We start from the raw sequence: 16,748 nt of genomic DNA on the forward strand, positions 1-16,748 counted from the left end.
TGCTGCGGGTGGTGCGGACGTGTGGGTGCCGGCCGGTCGGGCGTGGGGCCCGACCGACCGGCTCGTCGTCACTCCTCGGCGAGTGCCGCGTCCATCTGCTGGGCGAGTTCCTTCGTCACCTGGTCGACGGGCTCGGAACCGTCGAACGCACTCGGCAGCAGGTTCGTCTCGAGGGTGTTCCACGCGGCGGTGTTCTTCGACACCGGCAGCGGCTTGGCGTAGTCGACCGCGTCGAGGAAGACCTGCAGGTCGGCATCGGGCATGGTCTTCGTGAAGGCGTCCTGCGTGCCGGTGTAGGCGGGGATGACGGCGCCCATGTCGCCCTGCTGCTGCTGGGCGGGCTTGCTGGCCAGGTAGGCCTGGAGTGCCTGCGCGGCGGCCTTCTCCTTCGAGCCCTCCGCGACGACGTTCGAGACGCCGTGGATGACGGTCGCCTGCTCCTTGCCCTTGGGCAGCGGGTAGGCGACGACGTCCTTCTCGAGGTCGGATCCGATGAGCGCGGAGCGGAACCAGCTGCCGCCCTGGTACATCGCGACCTTGCCGGAGGTGAACCACTGGTCGGCCGTGGTGTCGGTCAGCTGCTTGATCGAGGGCGAGGCCCCGGACGCGATCAGGTCGGTCCAGAAACCGATGCCCTCCTGCGTGGCCTTCGAGTCGTACCCCGACTCGTCGCCGTCGATGACCGAGCCACCGGCCTGGAAGATCGTGTCGTAGTAGGTGGTCTGGCCGTCCATGCCCGCGGCGGCGCCGTACGCCCCGTCCGACTTCAGCTTCTCGGAGAGCTCGGCACCGGTCTCCTGGAAGTCGTCCCAGGTCCAGTCCTTCGACGGCATGGCCACGCCGGCCTTCTCGAACAGGGCCTTGTTCATCCAGACGCCGATGGTGTCGAAGTCCTTCGGGACGCCGTACTGGGTGCCGTCGTACGTGTAGAGCTTGTTGAGCGCTGGCGAGTAGTTCTCCGGGTCGATCGCGCCGGACTCGACCTCGCCGGTGATCGGGGCGAGCTTGCCGTTCGCTGCGTACAGCTGGAAGTTCGGGCCGTTCATCCAGAAGAGGTCGGGGAGCGTGTTGCTCGAGCCCTGCGTCTGCAGCTTCGTGAAGTAGCTGGCGTACGGCGTGACGTCGACGTTCACCGTGATGTCGGGGTACTCCTCGTTGAACCCCTTGATGTTCGCCTTGATGGCCTTCACCTGGTTCTGGTCCCAGACGGCGTACGTCAGGTTCGCCTTCGTGTCCTTCGCGACCTCACCGGAGCCGGAGTCCGAGGACCCGGCGGAGGACTGGCTGCTGCATCCGGCGAGGAGCGCGACGGCGCTGACGGCGGCAGCGAGACCGAGCAGTGCGCGGCGGCGGCCGCGGCCCGGACGGGCGGTTGGAGCGGTCATCGGGTGGTCCTTTCGGGGACGTCGTCGCGGTCGGGAGCGGTCGCGAAGTGTCGGAGGGTTGCGTCGGGGAGGGGCGGCACGTCGATGGGGACGGAGCCGTTGCGGAGCGAGCGGGTGGCGAGTGCCCCGGCGGCGACGGCGGCGCGCGCCGCGATCGGGGACAGGGTGGTCGGCTCGCCGAACGCCAGGGAACGGAGGAACTCGGTGACGGTGAGCAGGTCGGCGTCGGCGTGGCCGTCCTCGACGCCGTCGATCGGGTACTCGACGTCCCCGGCCACGTCCCAGTTCCGGCGGTGGTTCCACACCTTGACCACGCCGCCGCCGGTGTCGCCGATGTTCTCGAGGCGCCCGTGTGTGCCGATGACCGTGTAGTTCCGCCAGTAGTCGGGCGTGAAGTGGCACTGCTCGTAGCTGGCCTGGACGCCGTTGTCGAGCGTCATCATGACCATCGACACGTCCTCGACGTCGACGACGGGGTTCAGGCCGGTCTGCTCGGCGGGCGGCCAGTTGTCGAACGAGAACCAGTCGGTCATGAGTTCGCCGCTGCGGTCCCGGCGGTCGGTGACGTCCCCGTAGACGGAGAGTGACCCCATGCCGACGACCCGGCTGGTGTAGGCGCCGGCGAGCGCGTGCACGACGTCGAGGTCGTGGCTGGCCTTCTGCAGCAGGAGCGAGTTCACCCGGCTGCGGTCGGCGTGCCAGTCCTTGAAGTAGTAGTCGCCGCCGTTGCCGACGAAGTGGCGGACCCAGACGGCCTTGACCTCGCCGATCTCACCGCGTGCGATCACGTCGAGCATCAGGCGCACCACGGCCGCGTGCCGGAAGTTGTGGCCGACGTAGAGCGGGGTGCCGGTCTCGGCGGCGGTGTCGAGGACGGCGTCGGCGTCCTCGACCGTGATGGCGAGGGGCTTCTCGAGGTAGACGGCGATGCCGGCCCGGAGCAGGTCGATCGCGATCTCGGTGTGGGTCCAGTCCGGGGTGGTGACGATGGCGGCGTCGACGGCGTTCGGGGCACCGTCGGTCCCGATCAGTGCGCGGTGTCCGTCGACGACGGTGGCGTCCGGCCATGCCTCGGCAGCGCGCTGCCGGCCGGCTTCGGTGACGTCGGCGGCGGCCACGATCCGGGCGTCGACCCCGTCGGCGTCGAGCCCAGCGGCGGCCACGTGGTCCGCGATGTACGACCGCTGGCCGATGCCGACCACGCCGACTCGGAGTGTGCGGGTGCTCGTGGTGCTCATCTCGCTCCCTTGCGTGATTGTGACGGCCATGATGCCAACTCGATCATGAATGCACAATATGTGCTCACGGATCGCTCACGGAAGCGCGATGCGGGGGTTTTACACGCCGGTAACGTTCCCGCCCTCCGTCCGGAGGTGCGGGACGGGTCAGCGGGTCAGTCCGCGACGACGAGCTCCGTGCCGGCGGCGGCCAGGTCCGTGGCGAACGACGCCGGGACGCCACGGTCCGTGACCAGGACGTCGATGCGGTCGAGCGGGCAGATGCGGGCGAAGGTGGACCGCTCGATCTTCGTTGAGTCGGCGACCACGATCACCCGACGACCCACCGAGGCGAAGTGCCGGCTGACCTCGGCCTCCCCCTCGTGCATGGTCGTGGCGCCGTACTGCCCCGTCAGCCCGTCCACGCCGAGCACGACCACGTCCAGCGCGAACTCGTCGAGCGTGTCCCGGACCAGCGGCCCGATCAGCTCGTAGGACTGCCGACGAGCGACCCCACCGGTCACGACGATCTTGACGTTGGCGCGGACCGACAGCTCGTACCCGATGTTCAGGGCGTTGGTGACGATCGTGATGCCGTACTCGCCGTCGGCGCGGATGAAGCGCTCGCTCTTGCCCAGTTCCCGCGCCACCTCGGTCGTCGTGGTCCCGCCGTTCAGCCCGACCGTGTCGCCGGGGGCCACGAGGGCCGCGGTCGCCCGGGCGATCGCCGTCTTCGCCTCGGCCTGGCGGGCGATCTTGTACTGCAGCGGGAGCTCGTACCCGGCGCCGAGGGCAGCGGCGCCCCCGTGGGTCCGGGTGACGAGGCGCTGGTCGGCGAGCGTGGCGAGGTCGCGGCGGGCGGTGGCGGCGGAGATCCCGAGCTCGTCCCCGATCTCGGTGATCGAGACGTTGCCACGGTCACTCACCAGCTCGAGGAGGGCGTTGAGCCTCTGCTGCGGGGTCATGGCGTCATCCTACGGGCGCGTCTCCACCCGTCGCGTGATCGGGAATGACGTTTTGCACTTGCATCGAGCACGATCGATCGTCATGCTGGCCGGTATCCGATCACACGGATCGGTCCGACCGGAAGGACACCATGTCCGACACCTTCGTGGGCGCCGAGCTGGCATCGCAGCCGGACTCCTGGCGCTCCGCCGCGGCCCTGCTGCCCTCGTTCATCGACGTCCTGCCCCAGCCGGGTGAGCGCGTCGCCGTCATCGGCTGCGGCACGAGCTGGTTCATCGCGATGAGCTACGCCGTCGCCCGCGAATCAGCGGGCCTCGGCCAGACCGACGCGTTCGCCGGCTCCGAGTACCCCGTCGACCGGCAGTACGACCGCGTCGTCACCATCTCGCGCTCGGGTACGACCACCGAGATCATCGACCTGCTGCGTGCCCTGCCGGAGCAGCGCACCGTGCTGATCACGGCCGTACCGGACAGCCCCGCTGCGGCGGACGCGGACGCCGTCGTCGCGCTGCCGTTCGCCGACGAGCGCTCCGTGGTGCAGACCCGCTTCGCGACCACGGCGCTCGCGCTGCTCCGCGCCTCCCTCGGCGACGACGTCGAGCGCCTCGCCGACCAGGCCGAGACCGCGCTCACCCTGCCGATCGACGACCTGCTCGACGCCGAGCAGGTGACGTTCGTCGGCCGTGGTGCCGCGGTGGGTCTGACGGCCGAGGCCGCCCTGAAGACGCGTGAGGCCGCACAGTTCTGGGCCGAGTCGTACCCGGCGATGGACTACCGCCACGGCCCGATCGCGATCGCGCAGCCCGGTCGCCTCGTCTGGTCCCTCGGCGCCGTGCCGGACGGTCTCGCCGACGAGGTCGCCGCCACCGGTGCCCGCCTCGTGCACCACGACCTCGACCCGCTCGCCGGACTCGTCGTCGTCCACCGGTTCGCCGTCGCCCTCGCGGAGCGCCGCGGGCTCGACCCGGACCACCCGCGATCGCTGACCCGTTCGGTCATCCTCACCTGATGACCGCGCGCGGGGCGGTGCTCGGAGTCGACGTCGGCGGCACGGGCATCAAGGCCCGACTGACCGCGGACGACGGACTGGTGCTCGACGAGCAGCGTGTCCCGACTCCCCGCGACGACCCCGCTGCCGATGCCCTCGCCGTCGTCGTGGCCGAGCTCGCCGTGCGCGCCGGCTCGGTCGCCCGACAGCACGGCACGGGCCTCGGCGCCGTCGGCCTGGTCGTCCCCGGAGTGGTCGACGAGGCCGCCGGCCGCTCGGTGCTGTCGGTGAACCTCGGCTGGCAGGACGTGCCCGTGCGCCAGCGGGTGGCCGCGGCGCTCCGCGCGTCGGGCACCGACGTCCCGCTCGCGTTCGGCCACGACGTCCGCGCCGGGGCACTCGCGGAGGTGCGGGCCGGCGGACTCGACCGCGGCACGGTCGCGTTCGTCCCGGTCGGCACCGGGCTCGCGAGCGCCCTGGTCGTCGACGGCCGGGTCGTCAGCGGTGACGGCTGGGCCGGCGAGATCGGCCAGGTCCGCATCCCCCACGGGCCGCTCGCCGGCCTCCGGGTCGAGGAGGTCGCCTCGGCCGGTGCCGTCGCCCGCCGGTGCGGCGTACCGACCGCGCACGCGGCGATGCTCCGCGTCCGCGACGGCGAGCTCCGTGCCCGGCAGGTGTGGGACGACTGCGTCGACGTGCTCACGGACGCGCTGGCCTGGCTGACGGCCGTCGCGGGCTGTCACACGCTGGTCATCGGCGGTGGACTCGCGCAGTCCGGCCCGCTCCTGCTCGACCCGCTCACCGCGGCGCTGACGGACCGGTTGGTGGGCGTCAGGGTCCCGGCCGTCGTCGGTGCACGGCACGGCGACGCAGCTGGCGCGATCGGTGCGGGCCTCCTCGCCGAGGAGCTGCTGGAACGAGACCTGCCGACCCGCCACCGGCGGGACGACGACCGCTCGCAGCAGCACGACGACGGGCCCACGGCGGTGTCGGCGTGACGACGCTCGTCCGCGCGCCACGGGTGGTCACCGCCGAGGCCGACCTGGTCGACGGCTGGATCGCGGTGACGGGGGGTCGTGTCACCGCGGTCGGGAGCGGCCCGGCGCCGACGTCCGACCGCGTGCTCGAGGCACCCGGCACCGTCGTCCCGGGGTTCGTCGACCTCCATGCGCACGGCGCCCTCGGTCACGACTTCGCCTCGTGCTCGGCCGACGAGGCCCGCGCCGCCGCCGCGCACCACGCCGGACTCGGGACCGCGCACCTCGTCGCCTCGATCGCGACCGGGACCGTCCCGGACACGGTCGCCGCGCTCCGCCGCCTCCGACCGCTCGTCGCCGACGGGACCCTCGCCGGGCTGCACCTGGAGGGGCCGTGGCTGTCGCCCGCTCGACGCGGCGCGCACGCGGTGTCCCTGCTGCACGCGCCGACCGCCGGCGAGGTCGACCTCCTGGTCGACGCCGGCGGCGCGGCCCTCCGGGTCGTCACGCTCGCACCCGAACTCCCCGGCGCGATCGACGCGATCCGCCGACTGGTCGACGCCGGGGTCGTCGCCGCGATCGGGCACACCGACGCCGACACGGAGCAGGTGCAGCGAGCGGCCGACGCCGGCGCGACCCTGGTCACCCACCTCTTCAACGGCATGCCCCCGCTGCACCACCGTGAACCCGGTCCGGTCGGGGTCGCCCTGGCGGACGAGCGGCTGACCGTGGAGTGCATCGTCGACGGCCACCACCTGGACCCGGTCGCCGTCGACCTGGTCCGCCGCGCCGCCGGTGACCGCATGGTCTTCGTCTCGGACGCGATGGCCGCCACCGGCTGCGCGGACGGGGCGTACCGGATCGCCGGGTCCGCCGTGGTCGTCGAGGGCGGTGTCGCGATGCTCGCCGACCGGTCCTCGCTGGCCGGCAGCACCATCACCGTCGGCGACGCCGTCGCCCGGGTCCTCGCCGCTCGTCCCGACAGCGACCGTCCCGGCCATGTCCGGGAGGCCGTGGTCGCCTCGTCCGTCCGGGCGTCCGCCGTGCTCGGCCTGCGTCCACCACTCACCGTCGGTGCTGCGACCGACCTGGTCGTCATCGACCCCGCCGGCCGTCCCGTCGTCCTGGAGGTCCCCGCGTGATCGTCGTCCTCACCCCGAACCCGGCGGTCGACGTGACCTACCGCGTCGCCGAACAGTCCGTGGGCGTCACCCAGCGCGTGCTCGACGTCGCCCGCCGACCGGGCGGGAAGGGCGTCAACGTGGCGCGGGTGCTCGACGCCGCCGGCGTGGCGACGACATCGGTCCTGCCGCTCGGCGGGACCACCGGCGCCTGGACCGCCGCGGCCCTGCAGCGCGACGGACTCGCGGTCACCGCGGTGCCGGTCGCCGGGGACACGCGCACCACGGTCACGGTCGTCGACGACCTCGTGCACCCGACGATGTACGGCGAACCCGGACCCGCGGTGACCGCGGACGAATGGGCCGCGGTGGGCGTCGCACTCCGCCACAGCTGGGCCACGGCGTCCGCGTTCGTCGTGTCCGGGTCCCTCCCGCGCGGCACCGACCCCGACGTGGTGCGCGCCTGGGTGCGCGACGCGGTCGACGCCGGGGTGCTCGTCGTGGCCGACCTGTCGGGTCCGGCGCTGCTCGAGGCCGCGTCCGCCGGGGCGTCGATCTGCAAGCCGAACCGCGACGAGCTCCTCGACGCCACCGGCGCCCGGGACGAACGGACCGGCGCCCTCGACCTGCTCGCACGCGGAGCCGGGATGGTCGTCGTCTCCGCGGGTGCCGCGGGCATCAGTGCGCACACGCTTGCCGGAGTCGTCACCGTTCCGGCCGTCCCTGACGTCCACGGCAACCCGACCGGCGCGGGCGACGCCGCGACGGCGGGGCTCGTCCTCGCCCTCACCGCCGCCGGCAGCCGCACCACGTCGGGCGCCCAGCGGTCGGACCTCCTCGGGCACGACCCCCTCGGGCACGACCTCCCCGGGCACGACCTCCTCGGGCACGACCCCCTCGGGCACGACGTCGTCCGCCACGCCCTGCGTTCCGCCGCGGCGTACGGCGCCGCCGCGGTCCTGCGTCCCGTCGCGGGCGAGGTCGACCTCGACGCCGTCGACCGATTCCTGACCCAGCTCGACCGAACCGGGAGCACCACATGACCACCGCCCTCGCCCTCACCGGCCTCCTCGACACCGCCCGCACCGCCCGCCGGGGCGTCGGCGCCTTCAACGTCGTCCTCCTCGAGCACGCCGAGGCCATCGTGGCCGGTGCCGAGCAGGCCGGACTGCCGGTCGTCCTGCAGATCAGCGAGAACTGCATCCGCTACCACGGTGGGGTGACGCCGATCGTCACCGCGACCCAGGCGATCGCACGATCCGCCGACGTGGCGGTCCTGGTGCACCTCGACCACGTCGAGGACCGCGCACTCGTCCACGCCGGCATCGACCTCGGCGTCGACTCCGTCATGTACGACGGCTCGCGCCTCGACTACGACGCCAACCTCGCGGCGACCCGGGAGCTCGCCGACGCGTGCCACACCGCCGGGATCGCGATCGAGGCCGAACTCGGCGAGGTCGGTGGCAAGGACGGTGTCCACGCACCCGGCGTCCGCACCGACCCGGACGACGCCGCCGCGTTCGTCGCGGCGACCGGTGTCGACGCCCTGGCGGTGGCCGTCGGCACCTCCCACGCGATGCAGACCCGTGAAGCGTCCGTCGACCGGGACCTGGTCGGCCGGCTGCGGGCCTCCGTCCCGGTGCCGCTCGTCCTGCACGGCTCGTCGGGCCTGTCCGATGACGAGCTCCGCGGTGCCGTCCACGCGGGCATGACGAAGATCAACATCTCCACGCACCTGAACGGCCTGTTCACCCGGGCGCTGCGGGACGTCCTCGACGACCGGCCGGACCTCGTCGACCCGCGCCGCTACGTGGCCGCGGGTCGGGACGCCGTCGCCGCCGAGACCGCCCGGCTGCTCACGCTCCTGGCCGGCTGAGCCGGACGAGCACCACCGGCGGACCCGCCGTCGGTCACGCGGAGCACGTCGAGCGGTCCGGTCCGCTCAACCCCGGGTGCGGCTCGCCCAGACCACCGTCGTGCCCTTCCGGAGCACCAGGTTGCCGTCCGACTGCATCCGCAGGACCATGCCGGCTCCCCCGCGCTCGGCCGTGCCGGTGGACCACCGCGTCTGGCCGAGCGGAGCCGCGAGCACCAGGTCGCCGCTCGGCAGCAGCAGGAGGGACGCCCCCGCGCCACCGCCGGACCTCCGGGACAGCACCCGGCTGCCGGAGCCGATCACCAGGTCCCCGTCGAAGCGCATGGTGAGCCGTCGGCCGCCGGAGGCGTCCCGCAGCGACTGACCCGGGACGAGCGTGGCCCCGGGGACGAGCCGGTCGGCACCGGGGGCCCGGTTGTGCCACAGCACGGCACCGTCCCGTGCGGTCACGCGGACGTCGCCGGCGTCGGTCACCGTCAGACGTGCGCCGCCGGAGGCGGTCCGTGCGGACGTGGACCAGAGGACCGCACCGGACGGCGCCACGACGGCGAGCCGCCCGGTGGTGCCGAGCCGCAGACCGGCACCCGCGGCACGCCCGCTGCTCTGCCAGAGCCGGCGGCCGTTGCCCCACTCGACCAGCGAGCCGTCCGCCTGCACGTCGAGCCAGTACTGGCCGTTCGGCGAGTGGATCGACGTCCCGGACGGCACGGTCCGGGTCCCCGAGGTCACGGCCGTCGCGCCCGCTCCCGCCGCGGCCGCGGTGGTGGTCGGCCGCGTGCAGTCCGCCGCGGTCGGGAGGAGCCGTCCGAGGGCGGACCACTTCGGCGAGCCGAGCCCGGTCGCCGCGTCCCAGCCCCGGGTAGCGGGCGCGGTGCCGTTGCTGCCGGTGACGACGTCCCGGAACGCGGTCGGGTTCGCGTACAGCGCCTGGTGCACGTCGCCCACGCCGACGGCACACCCACGTGCGGTCAGCGCGACGGCGAGCTGTCCGGCCAGCACCGGGGACGCCAGGCTCGTGCCGCCGCCGAGCACGAAGCCGTGCGCCGTCGACATGTACACCGCCGGACCCTTCGCCGGGTCGGCGAGCGCGGCGACGTCGGGCAGCATGCGCTTCGTGCCAGTGATGCCGGTGCCGGTCTGCCACGCGGGCCGGGCGTAGGCCGACGAGGTGCCACCGCCGCCCGCGCCGAGGGAGTTCGACCACCCGGACTCGGTCCACCCGGCCTTCGTCTTGCTGAGCGACGTGCCGCCCACGGCCACGACCGCCGGCGAGGACGCCGGGTACGAGACGTCGCGGATGGTCGTCCTCGGGCCGGTCGGGCAGCGGGCGCCGTCGTCACCGGTGGCGGCGAAGACCGTGGCGCCGGCTGCGACGATCCGCGACAGCGCCGCGTCGAGCGCCGCCCGTGCCCCGGCCGGGGTCTGCGTCTCACAGCTGCCCCACGAGATGCTGACCGCGGTGATGCCGGCGGTGCGGACGTCGTCGGCGATGCGGCTGTAGGCGTCGTAGCTGCCCTGGAACGAGTTCGGCGTGACGTACACCCGCTGACGGGCACCCGGCGCGACGGCGAGCAGCGCCTGCTGGTCGAGCGCGACCTCGGTCTCGCCCTGGTACCCGTCGCCCCGGTGCGGGTCGGCGCCGTCGACCGCGATCTGGTCGAGTGCGGGGAGCTTCCGTCCGGTCGCCGCGGCGTAGGCGCTCAGGTCGTTGCGGTCCCAGCCGGAGAACTGCACGGTCGCGACCGTCGCGCCGGCGCCCGCGGTGGCCGACCCCGAGGACCGGTACGCGCTCGCCAAGGTGGCAGGGCCGTACCCGGCGGGGACGGCCGCGTGCGCCAGCGCCGGGCGCACGTCGAGCCCGAGCACGGCGACGACGCTCCCGCCGAAGGACTGTGGCAGGGTCGGTTCGGCGGTCGGGTGCATGCCGTCGCCGGTGCCGACCAGGTCGACGCCGAACAGGGCCTCCGCCTGGGCTGCGGTGCCGTGCGCCTCGACCTCCCACGTGTCCGGGTCGGTCACCGTGAAACCGGCGTCAGTCAGCACGGTCCGAGCGCGCGACCGGGCGTCCTCGACCGGTGCGACCGCCGCCACGGCGTCCGCGCGCTGGTCGGCGGTGTCCCCGGTGGTCGCCCCGGGGAGCGCGGTGAGGGCGGCCGGGTCGACCGGCCGGAGCACGAGCGTCAGGTCGACCGCGGTGTCGCCGGGTGTCGCGCCGACGGTGGCGTCGGCCGGGGCGGGCACGCCACCGGTCGCGGGAGCGGGCACAGCGGTGCCGGCAGCAGGAGCGGTGGTCGCGGTGGCGGCCGCAGGAGCGGTGGCGGCGGGCAGCGCCTGCGCGGGGAGCCCCGTGCCGGTGACGGCGAGCGCCACCACGACGGCGGTGGCGAGGAGGGTCGGCGTGCGGGGTGACATGAGCGATCGCTCCCGGAGGTCGGCGACGACGGCCGTCCCTGACCGTCGGTCCGAGCGGTGACGGACGCTGCACGCTAACGCGGGGCGGCACGACCGCCGCAGCCCCAGTTCCGGGGGCTGCGGCCGCGGTTCAGCAGAGCGGGACGTTCACCGCGAGACCACCCATCGCGGTCTCCTTGTACTTCGTCGACATGTCGGCACCGGTCTGCCGCATCGTCTCGACGACCTGGTCGAGCGAGACGTGGTGCACCCCGTCGCCGCGCAGCGCCATCCGGGCGGCGTTCACGGCCTTGTTCGCGGCGATGGCGTTGCGCTCGATGCAGGGGATCTGCACGAGGCCGCCGATCGGGTCGCACGTCAGCCCGAGGTTGTGCTCCATGGCGATCTCGGCCGCGTTCTCCACCTGCTCGGGGGTCCCGCCCAGGACCTCGGCGAGCCCGGCCGCCGCCATCGACGCCGCGGAACCGACCTCGCCCTGGCAGCCGACCTCGGCGCCGGAGATGGAGGCGCGCTCCTTGTAGATCGAGCCGATCGCACCGGCGGTGAGCAGGAACCGCACGACGGCGTCGTCGCGTTCCGCCCGGGACCCGCGTGCGACCGGTCCGACGTAGGTCAGGGCGTAGGCGAGCACCGCGGGGATGATCCCGGCGGCACCGTTCGTCGGCGCGGTGACGACGCGGCCGCCCGAGGCGTTCTCCTCGTTGACCGCCATCGCCGTGAGGTTCACCCACTCCATCGCGAAGAGCGGGTCGTGGTCCGGGTCGTCACGCGTGAGCTGCTCGTACCAGTCGGCCGCACGACGGCGGACCTCGAGCCCGCCGGGCAGCGTGCCGGTGCGTCGGACGCTGCGCTCGACGCAGTCCTCCATCACGGCGTGGATGCGCAGGAGCCCGGCACGGACATCGTCCTCGCTGCGGTGCGCCGTCTCGTTGGCGAGCGCCACACCGCTGACCGGGAGGCCCGTGGTCGCGCAGGCGGACAGCAGCTCGGCTCCGCTGGAGAACGGGTACGGCACCGCGTCCGTCTCGACCGGGATCGCGGTGCCGGCGACGTCCTCGCCCGGCTCCTCGTCCCCGTCGCGGGCGATGAACCCACCGCCGATCGAGTAGTACGTCTCGACGGCGGTCTCGGTCCCGGTCGCGTCGAACGTCCGGAGGCGCATCGCGTTCGGATGCCGCGGCAGCATCGTCAGCGGGTGCAGCACGACGTCGGCGAGCCGGAACGGCACGACGGTCCCGCTCGCCAGGGTCAGGCGTCCGGTGGACTCGAGGGCGGCGAGCGCGGCCGTCATCACGTCGGGGTCGACGTCCTCCGGGCGGTGCCCCATGAGCCCGACCGCGACGGCGCCGAGCGTGCCGTGTCCGTGACCGGTCGAGGCGAGCGAGCCGTAGAGGTCGACGCGGATGGACTCGACGGGTCCGTCCGCCGTCCGCGCGGCGAAGTCTGCGGCGGCGCGCATCGGTCCCACGGTGTGGGAGCTCGACGGGCCGACACCGATGCTGAACAGCTCGAAGACGGAGACCGGCACGACGACGAGCCTACGCCGTCCGGACGGGACGGCAGGGCTCCGGAGCCGGGCCCCGTGCGGGCGACCCCGGGGAGGTCAGCGGCGCTTCCCCTCGGTCGGCATCACGATCCAGAGCACCACGTAGGCGATCCAGAGCGGCCCGGGGAACAGGCTCAGCAGGACCCAGAGCACGCGGACGGCGGTGCGGGACCAGCCGAAGCGGTCGGCGATGCCGGCGCAGACCCCGGCGAGCAGGCGACCGGAGCGGGGACGGTGGAGTGTGTTCGTCATGTCCCCGACGCTACGGTGTCCCGCTGCACGGCGGCACCCGGGCGGCACCCCGCCCCGGGGTGGGGGCAACCCCACCCGCGCTGTACGGGCCTCCCGGCCGTCGCCCTAGGGGAGCAGGACGATCTTGCCGCGGGTGTGCCGCTCCTCGAGCTGGGCGTAGGCGTCCTGCACCGCGTCGAGCGGGAAGGTCGCGGCGATCGGGACCTCGATCGACCCGTCGGCGACCATGTTCGCGAGTGCTGACAGGATCTCCGGGTCCGCCGTGTCGGCGCTGCCCGAGGCCTTCGCGCCGACCTCGGCCGCGGCGTCGAACGCGATGACGGTCTCGATGCGGTCAGCGGGGATCCCGAGCGTGATGCCGAGGTGCACGTACTCCGGGCCGAACGTGTCGATGAGCGCGTCGATGCCGTTGGTGGCGAGTCCGCGGATCCGGTCCTCGAGGCCGTCGCCGTACGCGACCGGGCGGGCCTTCTTCTCGCGCAGCCACTCGTGGTTCGCCTCGGAGGCGATCGCGATGACGTCGACGCCCTCGTTGGTGAGCAGCTGCGTGACGAACCCGCCCACGCCCCCGGCGGCACCGGACACGACGACGGTCTCGCCGGGCCGCGGGTCGACGGCGCGGACGGCCGCCGCGGCGGTGGTGGCGATCACGTCGAGGCCACCGGCGGCCTCCCACGAGAGCAGGCGGGGCTTCGGGACGAGCTGTCCGGCGGGGACGGAGACGTACTCCGCCTGGCTCGATCGCTCCCACGACCACCCGAGGACCTCGTCGCCCTCCTCGAACCCGTCGACGTCGAGGCCGATCGCGGCGACGGTGCCGGCGAGGTCGGTGCCCTGCCCGGACGGCAGCCGTTCGGGGTCGTGGTCGTCGACGAGGCCCTGGCGGATCGCGGTCTCGCCGGGGTTGACGCCGGCGGCGCGGACCTTCACGAGGACCCGCCCGGGGGCGACCTCGGGGACGGGGACCTCGGCCACGTGCAGGACCGAACGGTCGCCCCACTCGTCGAAGCGGACGGCGCGCATGGTGTCAGGGAGAGCAGTCATCCCGCGTCACGGTACGCCAGCACGCTGTCCCGCGCCCGGAGCGACACCACGTGGACCGCTCCATCGGCGGTGTCGTGGGACACTGACGCCATGCCCATCCTCCACAAGGACATGCAGCTGTGCATCTCGCTCGCCGCCCGTCCGAGCAACATCGGCACCCGCTTCCACAACTTCCTCTACGACGAGCTCGGCCTCGACTTCGTCTACAAGGCGTTCACCACGACGGACCTGCCCGGCGCCGTCGCGGGGATCCGGGCGCTCGGCATCCGCGGCTGCTCGGTGTCGATGCCGTTCAAGGAGGACGTGATCCCCCTCGTCGACGAACTCGAGGAGTCTGCCCGCGCGATCCGCTCCGTCAACACGATCGTCAACGACGGGGGCGTCCTCACCGCGTCGAACACCGACTACGAGGCCGTCGCGTCGTTGCTCGACTCGCACGGTGTCGACCGCTCCGCACGGGTCCTGCTGCGCGGCTCGGGCGGGATGGCGAAGGCCGTCACCGCAGCGTTCCGTGGTGCCGGGTTCGAGCGCCTGACCGTCGTCGCCCGCAACGAGGCGACCGGCAGTGCCCTCGCCGACCAGTACGGCTACGCCTGGGTCGCGGACGAGGACGGTGCCGGCGATGCCGACCTGCTCGTCAACGTCACGCCGCTCGGCATGCGCGGCGACGACGAGGCGACGCTGTCGTTCACGCCGGAACGCATCACCGCCGCGCACACGGTCTTCGACGTCGTCGCGTTCCCCGCCGAGACCCCGCTCGTCCGGGCCGGTCGGGAGGCCGGTGCACACGTCATCACGGGCGCCGAGGTCATCGCGCTGCAGGCCGCCCGGCAGTTCGAGCGGTACACGGGCGTGGCGCTGACGGCCGACCAGGTCGCCCGCGCGAGCGCGTTCTCGCGGGAGGAGTAGCGCGAGGCGCCCCCGTCGCCGCGAGACGCCGTCGCCTCGCCGAGACGCCGCCGGATCCGGCGGCGTCTCGCGCAGGCCGCGGCGTCGCACGCGGACGGGGGCGTCCCGGTGCTCGCCAGCGTCAGTGGCTGCGCGCGCGCCCCGCGGCGACCCAGCCGAGTCGGCGGGCGGTCTCGTGGTTCCGGAACCAGATGCCGGGCTGCGCGATGAAGCCCGGCACGAGCGACCCGGGGCCCTTCACCGGGTTCTCGCGGATCGTCACGCGGCAGCCGCGCGGGTGCGGCTCGACGTCGACCTCGACACGCGCTTCACCGACCGGCCAGCCCCGCGCCTGGATCACCATGTGGCGTGGCTCGTCGTACTCGAGGACGGTCGTCGTGTCGTTGATGACGAACGGCCAGACGCCGAACGAGTGGTGGATCTCCGTGCCGACCGCGGGCCACCCCGGGTCCTCGCCGCGCATCCGGGACGCGCCGACCACCCACGTCGGGTAGAGCCAGCCGTCGCGGAGGACGTCGAAGACCTCTTCGGGGGTGCAGTGGATGATCCGGACGTTCTTCGCCATGTCAGCTCCTCGGTGCCAGGTCGACGTCCACCGGCAGCCCGTAGGTGTGCCGGAGGGCGCTCTTCGCCGCGTGCCAGCCTGCCATGCCGTGCACCCCGGGCCCGGGAGCCGCGGACTGCGAGGCCAGGTACATGCCGCCGCCCATCCGCCACGGGTCGCTCGAGAGCACGGGACGCTTGACCAGCTGCCAGAAGCTCGCGGCACCGGAGGCGATGTCGCCGCCGGCGTAGTTCGGGTTGTACTGCGCCATGTCCGCCGCGGTCCGGCTGTTCGTCGCCACGATGGTGTCCCGGAAGCCCGGGGCGAAGCGCTCGATCTGGCGGATGACGGATTCCTGGTGGTCGACGGTCGAGCCGGCCGGGACGTGCGCGTACGCCCAGAAGACGTGACCGCCCTCCGGTGCCCGGCCCGGGTCGACGACGGTCGGTTCGGAGCCGAGGACGTACGGGCGATCGGGGTCCTGCCCGCGGGCGACCTGCGCCTCGGCCTCGGCGATCTCGGCACGCGTGCCGCCGATGTGCACGGTGCCGGCGCGTCGGAGCTCCCGGTTCGTCCACGGCACCGGCTCGGACAGTGCGAAGTCGACCTTGGCCGCTGCGTTGCCGAACCGGAACCGACGCAGGGCCCCGCGCTTCGGTGTCGGCAACTGGTCCCCGGCGATGGCGAGCATGGTGGGGACGCTCGTGTCGAAGAACACCGCCTTGGCCGGGGTCAGGTCCCCGAGCGCGTGCACTTCGCGGCCGGTCTCGATCGTGCCGCCGTGCGCGACGAGGTCCGCGGCGAGCGCGTCGACGATCGCCTGGCTCCCGCCGATGGGCACCGGCCACCCGCGGGCGTGGGCGTAGACGCCGAGCGAGAGTGCCGCGGCGGCCGTGGCGAGCGACGGCATGTGCTGGATGGAGTGCGCCGCGACGCCGCTGATCATCGCCGGGGCGACCTCGTCGCGGAAGCGAGCATTCCACGCGCGGGTCCCCTGCTCGAGCGCACGGAGTCCGAAGCGGGCCACGGTCACCGGGTGTCGTGGCACGTGCAGCAGGGCGTCGGTGGCGAAGTCGGACACCTGGTCGGCGTTCCGCACGAGCGGGGCCATGAGCTGCCGGTAGGCGCGGCCGTCGAGGCCCAGGGCGTCGGCGGTCCGGTCGAGGTCCTGGTACGCGATGCCGGCCCGGCCGCCGTCGAGGGGGTGGCCGAACTGCACCTCGGGCAGGCGGAGCTCGATCCGCTGCTCCATGCCGAAGGCCCGGAAGAACTCGGACTGCAGCGCCATGGGGTGCACGGCCGAGCAGACGTCGTGCAGGTAGCCCGGGAGGGTCAGTTCCTTCGTCCGGGCACCACCGCCGATGGTGTCGTTCCGCTCGACCACCTCGACGCTGAGCCCGGCGCGGGCGAGGGTCACCGCCGCGGCCAGCCCGTTCGGTCCGGCTCCGACGACCACCGCATCAACCATGCGGGTGAGCCTACGGAGCGGCGGCTGGACGTGGTACCGGCAC

At 73.5% G+C, this 16,748-nt stretch carries 15 protein-coding genes; 6 read left to right on the forward strand and 9 right to left on the reverse strand.

Annotated elements, in window-relative coordinates:
* Window positions 1-68 precede the first annotated feature (68 nt).
* From DEJ16_RS05390 to DEJ16_RS05400, 3 genes are all read right to left on the reverse strand, one after another.
* Window positions 69-1,385 carry a sugar ABC transporter substrate-binding protein gene (locus tag DEJ16_RS05390; RefSeq protein ID WP_110824335.1) on the reverse strand — a complete coding sequence of 439 codons (1,317 nt, stop codon included), beginning with the start codon at window positions 1,383-1,385 and terminating at the stop codon, window positions 69-71.
* Window positions 1,382-2,623, reverse strand: a complete 1,242-nt coding sequence (locus tag DEJ16_RS05395) for a Gfo/Idh/MocA family protein (RefSeq protein ID WP_110824336.1) — start codon at window positions 2,621-2,623, stop codon at window positions 1,382-1,384. Before DEJ16_RS05395 ends, DEJ16_RS05390 begins: the two co-directional genes overlap by 4 nt.
* Before the next feature lie 155 nt (window positions 2,624-2,778).
* On the reverse strand, window positions 2,779-3,567 hold the full coding sequence (locus tag DEJ16_RS05400) for a DeoR/GlpR family DNA-binding transcription regulator (protein ID WP_110824337.1): 789 nt from the start codon (window positions 3,565-3,567) through the stop codon (window positions 2,779-2,781).
* Window positions 3,568-3,698: 131 nt separating this feature from the next.
* On the opposite strand from DEJ16_RS05400, the gene DEJ16_RS05405 reads away from it, so the two are divergent.
* The 5 genes from DEJ16_RS05405 to DEJ16_RS05425 are packed head-to-tail and all read left to right on the forward strand — an operon-like array spanning window position 3,699 to window position 8,530.
* Window positions 3,699-4,577: an SIS domain-containing protein gene (locus DEJ16_RS05405; protein WP_110824338.1), complete on the forward strand. Its 879-nt coding sequence runs from the start codon at window positions 3,699-3,701 to the stop codon at window positions 4,575-4,577.
* The gene (locus DEJ16_RS05410) at window positions 4,577-5,554 is read left to right on the forward strand and encodes an ROK family protein (RefSeq protein WP_110824339.1); all 978 of its coding nucleotides are present in this window, start codon (window positions 4,577-4,579) and stop codon (window positions 5,552-5,554) included. The genes DEJ16_RS05405 and DEJ16_RS05410 overlap by 1 nt, the downstream gene beginning before the upstream one ends.
* A complete protein-coding gene (locus DEJ16_RS05415) occupies window positions 5,551-6,675 on the forward strand; it encodes an N-acetylglucosamine-6-phosphate deacetylase (RefSeq protein ID WP_110824340.1) in 1,125 nt (374 codons plus the stop codon). The genes DEJ16_RS05410 and DEJ16_RS05415 overlap by 4 nt, the downstream gene beginning before the upstream one ends.
* On the forward strand, window positions 6,672-7,697 hold the full coding sequence (locus tag DEJ16_RS05420; protein ID WP_110824341.1) for a 1-phosphofructokinase family hexose kinase: 1,026 nt from the start codon (window positions 6,672-6,674) through the stop codon (window positions 7,695-7,697). Before DEJ16_RS05415 ends, DEJ16_RS05420 begins: the two co-directional genes overlap by 4 nt.
* The gene (locus tag DEJ16_RS05425; protein WP_110824342.1) at window positions 7,694-8,530 is read left to right on the forward strand and encodes a class II fructose-bisphosphate aldolase; all 837 of its coding nucleotides are present in this window, start codon (window positions 7,694-7,696) and stop codon (window positions 8,528-8,530) included. Before DEJ16_RS05420 ends, DEJ16_RS05425 begins: the two co-directional genes overlap by 4 nt.
* 66 nt (window positions 8,531-8,596) lie before the next feature.
* Here DEJ16_RS05425 and DEJ16_RS05430 read toward each other — a convergent pair whose 3' ends face one another.
* From DEJ16_RS05430 to DEJ16_RS05445, 4 genes are all read right to left on the reverse strand, one after another.
* Entirely contained in the window at window positions 8,597-10,942 is a 2,346-nt protein-coding gene (locus DEJ16_RS05430; RefSeq protein WP_110824343.1) for a S8 family serine peptidase, read from the reverse strand.
* Between the two features lie 130 nt (window positions 10,943-11,072).
* Window positions 11,073-12,470, reverse strand: a complete 1,398-nt coding sequence (locus DEJ16_RS05435) for an L-serine ammonia-lyase (RefSeq protein WP_110824344.1) — start codon at window positions 12,468-12,470, stop codon at window positions 11,073-11,075.
* Window positions 12,471-12,545: 75 nt separating this feature from the next.
* Entirely contained in the window at window positions 12,546-12,740 is a 195-nt protein-coding gene (locus DEJ16_RS05440; protein ID WP_110824345.1) for a PspC domain-containing protein, read from the reverse strand.
* Between the two features lie 105 nt (window positions 12,741-12,845).
* Window positions 12,846-13,784: an NADP-dependent oxidoreductase gene (locus tag DEJ16_RS05445; protein WP_110824346.1), complete on the reverse strand. Its 939-nt coding sequence runs from the start codon at window positions 13,782-13,784 to the stop codon at window positions 12,846-12,848.
* 90 nt (window positions 13,785-13,874) lie between these two features.
* Between DEJ16_RS05445 and DEJ16_RS05450 the strand changes: the two genes are divergently transcribed.
* Entirely contained in the window at window positions 13,875-14,693 is an 819-nt protein-coding gene (locus DEJ16_RS05450; protein ID WP_110824347.1) for a shikimate 5-dehydrogenase, read from the forward strand.
* Between the two features lie 121 nt (window positions 14,694-14,814).
* Here DEJ16_RS05450 and DEJ16_RS05455 read toward each other — a convergent pair whose 3' ends face one another.
* Together DEJ16_RS05455 and DEJ16_RS05460 are read right to left on the reverse strand one after the other, a co-directional pair.
* Complete coding sequence (locus tag DEJ16_RS05455; RefSeq protein ID WP_110824348.1) at window positions 14,815-15,258, reverse strand: SRPBCC family protein; 444 nt, start codon at window positions 15,256-15,258, stop codon at window positions 14,815-14,817.
* 1 nt (window position 15,259) lies between these two features.
* Window positions 15,260-16,705 carry an NAD(P)/FAD-dependent oxidoreductase gene (locus DEJ16_RS05460; RefSeq protein ID WP_110824349.1) on the reverse strand — a complete coding sequence of 482 codons (1,446 nt, stop codon included), beginning with the start codon at window positions 16,703-16,705 and terminating at the stop codon, window positions 15,260-15,262.
* Between the last annotated feature and the right edge of the window lie 43 nt (window positions 16,706-16,748).

This window comes from Curtobacterium sp. MCJR17_055 (assembly GCF_003224335.1).
Classification (GTDB): domain Bacteria; phylum Actinomycetota; class Actinomycetes; order Actinomycetales; family Microbacteriaceae; genus Curtobacterium.